The sequence below is a fragment of the Psychrosphaera algicola genome (assembly GCF_028401425.1).
In the GTDB taxonomy this organism is placed as follows: domain Bacteria; phylum Pseudomonadota; class Gammaproteobacteria; order Enterobacterales; family Alteromonadaceae; genus Psychrosphaera; species Psychrosphaera algicola.
Genome location: NZ_JAQOMS010000002.1, coordinates 3851118 through 3863329, shown reverse-complemented (window position 1 = coordinate 3863329; position 12212 = coordinate 3851118). Strand labels below are relative to the sequence as shown.

Below are 12212 nucleotides of genomic sequence, written 5' to 3'. Positions count from 1 at the left end.
CACAATTTAATTAATTTAACAAAACAATTAAGAAATAAAAACGCTCCACCCAAATTAGAAAGTCATTCTAAATTAAACTTAACGCGGAAATTGAAATTTATACCCCATTTGGGAATCGTTTTTCTTGCACAATGTCGCTTGCCCTGATCGCCTGAAACGCTTTACTGTATTCAATAAGGATCCGTAACCCTTCATCTAGGCGGTTTTGAACAAATGCCTTTTCGGCTATATAATTGCCATTTTCGTCTATGACCGTATTTACTCGGTCGATAACCGCACTGACGGGAATGTAGTTTATAAAGCTATTTTTGTAGGTTGAACTGCGCATTTCAGGGATAGGGTAACGCCCACCAGTTCCCGATGAAACACAGACTAAAAACGCCGGCTTATGACGAAATACACCGGAGAATAGGAAAAACAAATTTTTCACCGCAGGAGGTACCATGCCGTGCCATTCTGGGATGACAAAAACAAAGGCATCGGCCTGTGCCAGTTCGTCTTGAAACGCGCTAAGCGATGCTAAATCGGTAGTTTCATCCCACATAGGTAGTTTATTGGCGGCAAGTGAAAATATCGTAGAGTCAACCGTAGAGTCGATGTTAGACATGAGTTGATTGATGTGCGTGGATACATTCAATGAAGCTGATTTGGCGCGCGAACTGCCAGAGATAATAGAGATTTTCAAAGGGCTTATTCCTGTAGATTTGATTCCTTACGATTGTAGCTAAGCATCACGTAGAAACAATCTATTACCCCAAAAGACAAACACCCGAATGTTATCGGGTGTTTACACTTATGAAATTGCGAGCCCTGTTAAGCTTGCGTCGCTTCCGTTTGGTCTTTTACTAAACCCACAGAGAAAGCGCCTAGTATCATACAAACACCAGCTAGCATTATGATATTAATTGCCTTGGTTCGCAAATATACTGCCAAGCACCCAACCTGACACGATACCAGAGACAATTTGCGGTGCCGCGATAGTAAAGTTAAATATGCCCATATAAACACCGGTTTTATCCGCAGGTAATGCCCCAGCCAATATCGCATAAGGCATCGCTAATATCGCAGACCAAGCAATACCAACACCAATCATCGACAGTACAATGCCAATTGCACCTTCAGCGACGGTCACTTGAGTAATTAACAAATCAACCGTAACTAATGTCGTATCTTGGAACAAAAACATGCTCAAATAACCTAAGCCACCAGCTAACAACGATAACGAGTACACAAGTTTTCGACCAAATTTATTTGCCAACTTAGTTAATACAATGGCAAACAATACTGAAAATATCGCTTGTGCTGCGTATAAAATACCAACCCAGTCACCCGCCGCCCCCTTGGCTTGCGAGATTGCGTCCGGAACGGCATGAGTGGCTAAATAAGCTGGGTCAAACCATTCAACACCTACACCCCATACATGTTGAGTCAAGGCCGCTGGAAGATATGTCCACATAATGAAAAGAGCAAACCATGAGAAAAATTGGACTAAAGCCAATTGTTTCATAATTTCAGGTGATGCTTTTATTAACTGCCAAAGGCCAACAACTTTTTCAACCATTGATTTTTTAGCATCTTGTTCATTTTCAGCTTGGACTTTTTCAATGTCCATACCTTTGTATTTGTAATAATCTTCTGGCGCGTATTCTTTCGTTCTAAATACCGTCCACAATACCGAACCTAACAAAATCGTGGCGCCAATATAAAATGCCCAAATAACGGAAGGCGCAACTTGCCCTGCTTCTGCGACATTATCTAAACCAACTACGTTTGTTAAAACGAAAGGCAAAATAGAACCAACAACAGCACCAATATTAATAAGAAGCGTTTGAACTGAATAACCTAAGTTGCGTTGTTCAGCAGGCACCATATCCGACACTAATGAGCGAAACGGTTGGAAAGTGACATTAAATGCGGCGTCTTTAATTGCAAAAATTAATAGACCAAAAATCATTGGCGGTAAAAATGCGACCACCATAGATGCATTAGGCAATAACGCCATGGCACCGGCTGCGACAATAGCACCACCTAAAATAAAGGGTAATCGACGGCCAAGGCCATTCCATGTTTTGTCTGATAGCGCGCCAACAATGGGTTGAACTAGCAGGCCCATAATAGGTGCTGCTAACCAAAATAGTGATAAAGATGACAAGTCCGCGCCTAGGTCAGTTAAGATCCGACTTACGTTACCGTTTTGTAACGCAAAACCTATCTGTACACCTAAAAACCAAAACTCACATTCCAAATTTGCCAAAACGACAACTTAGGTTGATTCATAAATACGTCCCATTGATTGTGGTCAACACGCCACTCTTCTTATTATTCATAGACTACCCTGTAACGATTCTTTATAACAATCATCTACATACGTATTCAGGCAAGAAAGGAGACTAAAACCATCGTAACCCCAATAAGGACGGGATTAAAATGGTTTTAGCTATTAACAAATCACTTAAAGCTTAAACTCAGTGAGGCTAGATTTTTACAACGGGTTTGAATTTCATTTGCTTCGTATTCGACAAATTCAGCTTGCTCTAAATTGATACGTGATGCATCGCTAATATTGACGATATTTCGGCTGATCTCTTGAGAAACAGAACTTTGCTCTTCGGCTGCTGTGGATATTTGCATAGCCAAGTCTGCTATATCAGTGATCGCAGCATAAACGCTGTTCACGATATCTTGAGTTTCTTGAGTTTCGGCGACACAGGCGTCAGCCGAATCTTTACCTTGCTCCATAATTTTGGACCAAGACAATAACGTATTTTGAATTTCGTTAATCGATTTGTGAATTTGTTCAGTCGCACCATGGGTTCTGGCTTGACAGCGCTCGAACTTCATCCGCTACAACGGAGAACCCTCTGCCATGCTCTCCGGCTCTAGCAGCTTCTATTGCCGCATTTAGTGCAAGTAAGTTAGTTTGATCCGCAATACCCTGAATTTCCTGCATTATTGAACCAATTTTTTCAGCTTCAGACGCCAATTCATTTGCCGAGTTGGCGCTTTTCTCAACTTCTTTTGCCAACGAGGAAACCTGTGTCATTGTATGAGTCATTGCCGCATTAGCACGTTCACAATCGGCGTGAGCTTCACTTACTTTAGTAGATGTACTCACGGTGTTTTGTGCCACTTCGTCTATCGTTGCAACCATTTCTTCCACTGCGGTAGCAACCTGATGCAATTCATGGGTTTCTTGTTCAACCCCAAGTTTTGCTTTATGTGCCGCACCATTTAACGTACTCGCACCAACGGCCATAATTTGTGAACTGTCGATAACACGCCCCAATATTGTTCGGGTTTTGCCTTCAAATAACTTTAGATGAAAATCCGCAATACTATGAATCCCTGTTCCAGAATAAACCCACCGCGAAACACTGTCATTTTCTTGTTTCAATCGTTTGAAAAACGCAGGGGTTGTAAATAATTCAGGGTAATAAAAAATGAAAGGTAAAACAGGGGTAACCAAAGCAATCCAGTTCAAGCTAAAACTTGCCGCGCCAGCTAACAAAGCCGATAGACCAAAGCCAATATGTCGCAGTTGAATATTCTGCAGCTTAGGTTCAATATTTTTATTTTGATTTATCGCCTGATAAATCTCGGTCGCTTTCTTTTTCGTTGGGCACTTAAATGTCGACGAACCGACTGAAAACCTACTAATTCACCCTTACTCATAAATAGGAGTTACGTAGGCATCAACCCAATAATAGCGTCCATCTTTACATCTGTTTTTTACTGCGCCTCGCCAGTTTTCGCCTTTTTTAAATGCGACCATAAATCTTCAAAAGCCGCTTTTGGCATGTCTGGGTGTCGAACCAGATTGTGATTTTTGCCGATCATTTCTTCCCTAGTATAACCTGCTACCTGACAAAAGCTATCGTTAGCATAGGTTATAACTCCACGGGTGTCCGTGGTTGAGACAAGTTCTTCATTTACATCAAAATCAACTTCTTCCGCAATTATTGCCTGATCCCGCCTAGCCATTCACTTCTCCTTTTCCTGACTTAAATTACAATCCAACAAATTATAACGTGTCATACATCCTATATAGCAGACGTTTCAAATAAAATAGCAAGATAACGAAAAAATACTTGATCTACATCACTTTTAAACCGCGAGCTGGACAAAAAGCAACCAAACATGCGATCAAGTATTTGTGTTATAGACTTTAGTTGTTGAAACCGAAAATTAAAATGCGATTAGCTGACACATCCCCTATAACGGCTACCTCACAGAGATCATTACATTATTTTGAGCCCATTTGGCAATTTTAACAGTTAACCTTGATTTGTCTTGATCCCAGTCATAATCAGCGAAATTAGAGAGAACACCATTTATTTCCACCTGCTTTGGCGTTGTTTGCCAATTATGAATCACCAGCGTAACTTCGCGACTCATTGGCGCGCCTTTATAGCCTAAACCGTCATTAGATTTTGCTAGAGTAAATGTAAGCGTAGACGCTGAAATTGGCGTTTTATCAAGGTTTTCAATTGTGGCTGAAAATTGCAATAACTCAAATTGCTTTGTCGCGATTGCATTGGCTGATAAACCATCATCTTCATACATTTTTGCTTGTGATGTGGTAACGGAAGGATGGAAATAGTAATCGAGTTGTAACGCATCACTGCTGTAATCTTTTGTTGTCTGAACTAATTCAACACTAGGGATAATTGAACCTGCTCGAACCAATACAGGAATTGTTGATAACGCCGTTTGATAGTTAATGGTTTGTGCGCCCTTAAACTGCTTATCACTCCAAAAATCAAACCAGATGCCGGGTGGTAAAATGACAGGGATACGGTTCACCCTAGGATCCGTTATCGGTTTAACTAAAAAGAATCTCCCCAAAAATATTGGTCTTTTATCTTCAATAAATCAAAATTTTGCTCATCACCAAAAAACATCGGCCGCATCAGTGGCATGCCCGTTGTCGTATTTTCATAGGCCAATGTGTAATTGTAAGGCAATAATTTATATCGAAGATTAATCGATTCTCTAATTATATTAACGGTTTGTTCATCATGAAAAATAGGCTCAGGTGCAATATTGTCCTGAGCATGGGCCGATATATTGGTTGAAATACACCGTATTGTAACCACCGAATATACATCTCTTTATCAAAAGTGTCGCCACCGGCAAAACCACCTAAATCTGAGTGAGTGTAGCCCATGCCCAACAAACTCATTTGTAATGTCAGCTCAATTTGCGGCTTTAAGCCATCCCATGACCGGCTTACGTCGCCAGTCCATGGATCATGCCAAACCGCTGTGAACCGGCAAAGCCTGAACGCATAATCATAAATGGGCGACCATTAACATCATATTCAGTAAGTGCTGTAGTCACTAAATCTGCCCATTGATGACCATAAACATTATGTATCTCGTCGGCAGTAACCTGCATATTCAGAGCGTTGGAGAGTGTATGTAACATGTCTTTAGGGTGCACTTCTGGTTCGCCTAAATCTCCCCATACACCAGCAACACCTTGGGCTGCTAAACGTTTATATACGTTTCCAAACCACACTTGTGCATCGGCTTTAAAGACATCTATGAGTCCAGTATTTCCGAAGAAAAAATCAAACGTCTTCGTCTGCTTTCCACCTAAATCTGTAGCTAATGCCCTATTTTCGTTTGCCTCAGTCCACTTTTTTGAACTTGTTAGAATAAATGGCTCGGTGATCAGAACAGTGTTTACACCATTTTGTTTTAATGTCGAAATCATCGATTCAGGGGCAGGAAAGGTATTATCATCCCAATCCAAGTTCCCCATGTGACCTTTGATCTCCGCACCAAACCAATATAGATCTAAAATAATTGAATCAACTGGTATCCGCTTTTCTCGAAACAACGCTATCGTTTCCAATACTTCATTTTGGTTTCGATATCCAAATCGCGATGCGTGATTACCAAATGCCCAACGGGGCGGTAAAGGTTGCTTGCCCGTCACTCCAACATAATGCTGTAATAGATTTGGATAAGTAGTGCCCCCAATGACGACATACGCTTTGCGTCCGCCTGTTGCTTCAAACTGCAAAACATTGGATTGGGAATGACCTAAGTCCATCCAACCATTCGCGGTATTGTCAAATAACAAAGTGTACTTGCGCGACGACACCACCGCAGGAATAGAGAAGTTCATTTGTTTAGATTCAGTGCCATAGCCATAATGAGCTCGGTTGTACAGAGGTAAGCGATGTCCCCGGCGATTCATCCCAAGTACACGTTCACCGCCTCCCATAAGTAACTCCCCTAGTTGCAATCGAAACCGAAACCCGAGTTTACTCATGCTCATTAAAAAAGCCACTTTCCTCTGCGAATAAAAAGTTATTTTTGTATTCAAATCTAATCCCAAATGGCACTTTTTGGACGACAGCTCGCATATGTGCAGTCGTGAATAACAATTGGCCGGGTTTTTCTACAACAGAAACATCAGAAGCTAAGTTTGGGTTTTGTTTAAGGGCATCATAATCGATAGCAAACGACGGAATTTGTTTTTCGTCGGCGTCATATAATACCTCTATTGCATCTTGAGTCAGCGCCGTCAACGTCACTTGACTGACCTTTGTTTTCAGCTCCAAAGATTGACCATGTAACTGCCAAGACACTAACTCGTTTCCGACCACCTCGGTAGAAAATATAACGATAAATAACCAAAATATGTTGGATCTCATTAGGCAAACCTTTATTAACTTTGTTGATTTAAATACTATTTGTTAAATTCCAATTTACGTTTAGACCTGTTTTTAATGTTTGCTTATTATTGACATTAGTCCGTGTAGATGAAAATTGTAAGTTGTGCCCGGTGATGACTTCACCGTAAAATCGGTATTAAACAGCATTCCTCACCCCTTAACCCCTGTTCGTAACCAGATCTAGCGACTCGTCCTAAATCGATGAAAAACGGAGAATAAACAGGCATATAACAAACATTTCGCAATTATTTTTAGACATTGGTAAAACGAAAACTGTCGCGAACTAGTAGGCTATCGGGAATGGAGGGAAATGTATTTAAGCTACATACGTATTCAGATATTCATGGTTTTATTTAGAATTTAGAGCGTCGCGATTTACTCGTTGCTAAACAATAATCCATTCCGACTTTACATAGGTCACGCTTTGAGTTTTGTTCAAAATGTAGGAATTAATATTTGGCAAACATATTGGCATTGGAATAGCGATTTAATTACAGAGGCTGTTTAATTATCGCGGTTATAAATTTGATATTTCTACACAGCACACATTCTATAAAACTTGCGCTGTGTATAAGAGAATTCATTGCTCAATAGGCATGACATTATTCTTGTTGAACGATATCTTCGAACTTTAGCTCGGTAAGTTTAGTGATAATTTTAACAACATAAACCAACAAGCCGATTAACATGAGTAATGAAGGTATCGCAATCACGGGATAACTTAACATGGTCATTTTACCAAGCTCTTCGTTAAATGCCACGGTACCAGCTGGGCTAGTAACTATCATACGAGCCAATACGTAGTTGGCAGTTGCAGAGAAAACAAATGTGCCAGCTAGCCACAAATTTGCACGATTAATCTCAGCTTTAAAAACGTCTACCTTGTTATTTTTTGCCAACGTATCGTAAATTTTCTCTAAGTCAAAAATGGCAGGATTTAATATCAATTTTGCTATCAATGGCTTATGTCCAAAGCTCGACATTAAAACAACAAAACCAATAACCGCAGGAATAGCGGCTTCTTTTATGGCTAACCACTGCGGATCAAGTTCAAACAATCCAATGCCGCCGGTTAATAAAGTGCTTAAAAAACCAAGCAGAGAAAAGAAATTTAAGCTGCGACTTTTTACAAAATCCCAAATGCCATAAAGCAATGGGAACGCCAAAGCAATTATTAACGCGTTTACAGTACCTAGATATTCGTCCGAGGATAGTTTCATTAAAATGAGCGAGGGAACAACAATATTAAATACAAGTTCCAATAATGTATTACTGGCTTGAGGCTTTTGTGGTTGGTTTTGAGTCATGCTCTTAATTACGAAAATAATAAGTGTGAGGCAGTGTAACAAGTCGAACTATTTACGCCAACATCAATATAAAAAAGACAGTGAAAGGTTACCCAATCACTGTCAAAGGTTTGTAACAACACACAATTATCATATCAATCCCGCTATAAAGGTAACCGTATTTCCCAAAGCAGTATTAATAAGATCCGTTAAGGTAGTCAGGCATTTTTCTTATTATTGTTTCACGCCATAACAACCGCTTGTACCACTTTCCTAACAGTGCAAACAAAACTGTCGGGTGGAGCAATACTCTATTCATTTAATTACCCTGCAGTATTTTGAAATGTTCCTGCATCCAAAATTTGCTTTCTGGTTTTAAATTTACAAATAAAATTCCAATTCCAACTCGCATCGTATTTATGGCACAAGCCCCAGGTTAGCCTCAGGTAATGTTTCAGTCTGTTCGCCACTACGGTACAACCCCAAAGCCTCTGGAGCCCCTTTAATATGGGCTTTAATGTCAAAATTAATACCGTCTTCGGCAAATTGAATCGTGTTTTTCTCTGGACCGTCAGTAGTTAATAAACTCGCAATACCGCCGTTTTGTTGCCAAACTACTACTTCATGACCGCTGTTGGATATTGGGTTGTATTCTGACTTAACATAAGGACCCAAAATGTTGTCTGCGATAGCAACACCATGCTTAATTTCGCGGCCACCAAAGTTCATTTCTTCGCCCATAGTTTCACCTTTGTAATAAAGATAAAACTTACCATTAAACGCCAATAAACATGGATCATGTACTTTGTGACTGTCAAAGCTACCTTTTGATTTAACTTCAAAACGGCTATCAACGTCTCCTAGCCACTCTCCGTCTTGCGAGGGCGATAAAATAGGTGCATCTGATTTAGTCCAAGGGCCATAAGGAGAGTCGGCATATGCCATGGCAACTTGCTCTATTTGACGGTTGGTATAAGGAAATTGTACTGACTGATAAACCAAATAAAACTTGTCTTCAAAGTGCAATACTTCTGGCGTAAACACAGCTCTATCGTCATAACGACCTTGGTTCGCCACGCGTAATAGCAACAGACTGCTCATGCCATTCAATTGTGTCAGTTGATGTTGCATGCCAAACTTCAGTTAAATCCCATGGGAACACTTTATCGTCTGGGTTGTCACTACCAAAACCGACAGTTTCACCGGTGCCTTTGGTATACCAGCAATGGTATTCATCACCCACTTTTATTACCGACGTTGGGTCACGACGAATAACGCCTTCTTCAAATGCAAAGTCACCTTTTAGCGGCTCAACATCAAATTCAGTCATCCAATCTGACGGCTTTTGGTCATAACCACGTTCTATTGCTCGTTTGCTTGCCAAGCTGAGTTTTTTAGCTTTGTCTGTCATAATTTTTCCAGTCTTAATTTATCGGACTAATTTACTGATGCAATCTTTCAAAAGTGCCGCAGATAGTATGGCCCCTTTGTGCTGCACAACAATTTTCGCCACATCAGCGGCGTTATGAATCGCGTCTTTAACATTTACTCCAGAGAGTCTAGAGGCCAAATAAACGCCCGCAAATGAGTCTCCGGCTGCTGTTGTATCAATTTGCTTTGGTGCAGGGGAAAATGGCACACATACCTCTTCACCTTCATAATAACCGTAGGTGCCCAACTTACCTGCTTTGACAATTACTTCATTGACTCCATTTGCAAAGCAAAAGTTGACGACCTCTTCTTTATTCCTATGTCGGAATAAAAGTTCATGTTCATCTAACCTAAGCAAGGCAATAGTGGCGACCTGATAGGCTTTGGTAAACCACTTAACCGCATCATCAACATGTTTAAACATGCTAGGGCGATAGTTGGGATCAAATGCGATCACTTTGCCTTCAGATTTCAATTTAGATAGCAGTGACAATAACTTAGCTTTATCAATTTCGTTCAAAATACCCAAACTGATACCGCTAAAAAGATCAAATCGGCGTCTTTGCATAGTTCATAAAGTGCTGTCTCTGAGCGTAATCGCATCATCTTTGTTGCGGCTGAATCTTTTCGCCAATAACTAAAACTGCGCTCGCCTTCAGCATCTACAGCAATCGAATAAATACCGATGGTATGGTCTGCACTGCGTTGCACCGTTTCAATATTAATGCCTTCGTTAACCCATCGACTTACCATAGCCGAACTGACATTGTCTTGACCGACCGCGGAAAAAATTGAGCATCATGCTCGGGAAAACTGCGCTTGGCATAAACTAAGGCGTTATAAGTATCGCCAGCATAGGACCTTTGAAGCAAATCATCACTTTGCTCAACTAACTCCATCATGCATTCGCCGATGGCCATTAATGTACGGCTCATAATATATTTCTCATTTTCACCACAAGGGTTTATCTAAATTTCATTTCAGAAGTTATCACCCAAACTAAACCGTTACTTCTAGCGAGCTTCCAGTTAATCGTCTGCATTCGCGGATAATCCTATTTGCAAACACGTAGAGATCAGGCAAAGATGTTCACCCCATTAAATAGACCTAAATAGTCGTAACCGGAACAAAGGCTTAAGCCCACTTCAGGCCTCAGTTTTACACTTATTATCTGCAATACTGTTTCACACAATAATTTGATAGTAACGTAATAACACACTTTTGTTAACAATTAAATATACACAAAGTGGTGTTTGGGTAATATGCCCAGAGGTTAAACGTATTCATTTTTGATTAGAATAGTTGACTTTTGTTACTGTAAGCGATTACATGACTGCCGTATTTTGGTAAAACAGACTGTTTTATACGTACAGTTACATAAGATTACGTTTTAAACGTTGAACTTATGATTTAATACATAGTCTGTAAAACAATAAAATTACATTCATTTTGAATCGCTTCAAAAAGTCGCGCATTAAAATTGAAAAATTTTCCTTTGAATTAGTTGAGAACCCGTCATGTTTAACCTACGCAGTACCCTTCTACTTTGTATGTCGTTATCTTTATTTGCCTGTTCGTCAGATGACGATGACAATTCAGAACCAGATATTCTTTCGACCACCGATACCTCAGCCACACTCGATTTGTCTCGTGGCGGTTATGCTTGTTATGACGTAACGACGACTAAAGGTGATTTTACCGTAGCTTTGGATGAAACATATGCCCCATTGCACGCCGCAAATTTTAAACAATATGTAGACAGTCAGTTTTATAATGGCGTGATCTTCCATAATGTTTTGTCCAACTCATTGGTCCAAACCGGCATCATGGGTGAAGATTTAGTCGCAAAAACGACGTTAGATCCAGTTGTGTCTGAAGCAAGAAATGGTTTATTAAATTACCGCGGTCGTTTAGTGGCAACGCGTGGTTTTGACCAACCTGATTCAGCAACCTCCAGTTTTTTAATTAACATTTACAACAATCCTTCATTTGGCTATGGCCAAACCTCGGATGGTCATGGACTAACCGTATTCGGTGGCGTCGTCGCTGGAATGGACGTTGTTGATGCCATTTCAGATGTGCCTGTTACCGCAACAGACGATGTTGGATATAAACCTGATGAAAATGTTTTGATAAGTAATGTTGTAGCGACAGCCTGCCCTGCGGTTTCAGAACCAATTGAACCTAAAGTTATTATCTTACCTTACCCTGTTAATGACAGTGACGATACTGCTGCCATTGACTTAACTCGCGGCGATTATTCTTGTTTTAACATGGTAACAAGCCAAGGTAATATTGAATTGGCTATTGATACGTTATATGCACCGGCAACAAGTGAAAACTTTACTCAGTATGTAACAGACGGTTTTTATGATGGTCTAATTTTCCACCGGGTAATTCCTAACTTTATGATACAAGGTGGTGGATTAACACCAGAACTTGAAACCAAAACGACCCGAGCAGCTATTGCAACTGAATCAATGAACGGACTTAAAAACTATCGAGGCCGAATTGCTATGGCTCGTACTTCAGCGCCAAATTCAGCAACCAGTCAGTTTTTCATTAACGTGGTTGATAATGATTCGTTAAACCAAGAGTCTGCAAGCGATGGCGTTGGTTATACTGTATTCGGTGGTGTCATTGGTGGTATGGATGTTGTTGATACTATCGTTAATGTTGATACCTCAACTCAAAGCGGTCGTGCCGACGTGCCTGACGTTGCAATTACTATCGACTCAGTAACAGCAATGGACTGTCCTTTGCCTTAATCAAGCATAACTAATAACTAATACACTAAAAGCCAACAA

The 12212-nt window shown here is 40.3% G+C and carries 9 protein-coding genes and 4 pseudogenes; 1 reads left to right on the top strand and 12 read right to left on the bottom strand.

The window, feature by feature from the left end:
* Positions 1-97: 97 nt before the first annotated feature.
* From PN838_RS21195 to PN838_RS21135, 12 genes and pseudogenes are all read right to left on the bottom strand, one after another.
* The gene (locus PN838_RS21195; protein ID WP_215965483.1) at positions 98-685 is read right to left on the bottom strand and encodes an NADPH-dependent FMN reductase; all 588 of its coding nucleotides are present in this window, start codon (positions 683-685) and stop codon (positions 98-100) included.
* Between the two features lie 128 nt (positions 686-813).
* Positions 814-2277: pseudogene (locus tag PN838_RS21190) on the bottom strand (MFS transporter).
* 171 nt (positions 2278-2448) lie between these two features.
* Positions 2449-3981: pseudogene (locus PN838_RS27620) on the bottom strand (methyl-accepting chemotaxis protein).
* A gap of 240 nt (positions 3982-4221) precedes the next feature.
* Positions 4222-4803: a DUF5110 domain-containing protein gene (locus PN838_RS26665; protein ID WP_334313419.1), complete on the bottom strand. Its 582-nt coding sequence runs from the start codon at positions 4801-4803 to the stop codon at positions 4222-4224.
* Between the two features lie 23 nt (positions 4804-4826).
* Positions 4827-5194, bottom strand: a pseudogene (locus PN838_RS21175) (TIM-barrel domain-containing protein).
* 35 nt (positions 5195-5229) lie between these two features.
* Complete coding sequence (locus tag PN838_RS21170; protein WP_272181890.1) at positions 5230-6282, bottom strand: TIM-barrel domain-containing protein; 1053 nt, start codon at positions 6280-6282, stop codon at positions 5230-5232.
* The gene (locus PN838_RS21165) at positions 6275-6667 is read right to left on the bottom strand and encodes an alpha-glucosidase domain-containing protein (RefSeq protein WP_272181889.1); all 393 of its coding nucleotides are present in this window, start codon (positions 6665-6667) and stop codon (positions 6275-6277) included. The genes PN838_RS21170 and PN838_RS21165 overlap by 8 nt, the downstream gene beginning before the upstream one ends.
* 623 nt (positions 6668-7290) lie before the next feature.
* Positions 7291-7995: a VC0807 family protein gene (locus PN838_RS21160; RefSeq protein WP_215965479.1), complete on the bottom strand. Its 705-nt coding sequence runs from the start codon at positions 7993-7995 to the stop codon at positions 7291-7293.
* Between the two features lie 302 nt (positions 7996-8297).
* Positions 8298-9385: pseudogene (locus PN838_RS26660) on the bottom strand (glycoside hydrolase family 117 protein).
* Positions 9386-9403: 18 nt separating this feature from the next.
* A complete protein-coding gene (locus PN838_RS21145; RefSeq protein WP_272181886.1) occupies positions 9404-9934 on the bottom strand; it encodes a PfkB family carbohydrate kinase in 531 nt (176 codons plus the stop codon).
* Complete coding sequence (locus PN838_RS21140; RefSeq protein ID WP_272181885.1) at positions 9922-10158, bottom strand: PfkB family carbohydrate kinase; 237 nt, start codon at positions 10156-10158, stop codon at positions 9922-9924. Before PN838_RS21140 ends, PN838_RS21145 begins: the two co-directional genes overlap by 13 nt.
* Complete coding sequence (locus tag PN838_RS21135; protein WP_272181884.1) at positions 10152-10340, bottom strand: hypothetical protein; 189 nt, start codon at positions 10338-10340, stop codon at positions 10152-10154. The genes PN838_RS21140 and PN838_RS21135 overlap by 7 nt, the downstream gene beginning before the upstream one ends.
* 615 nt (positions 10341-10955) lie before the next feature.
* Here PN838_RS21135 and PN838_RS21130 point away from each other — a divergent pair.
* Entirely contained in the window at positions 10956-12173 is a 1218-nt protein-coding gene (locus PN838_RS21130; RefSeq protein ID WP_272181883.1) for a peptidylprolyl isomerase, read from the top strand.
* The last annotated feature ends 39 nt before the right edge of the window (positions 12174-12212 follow it).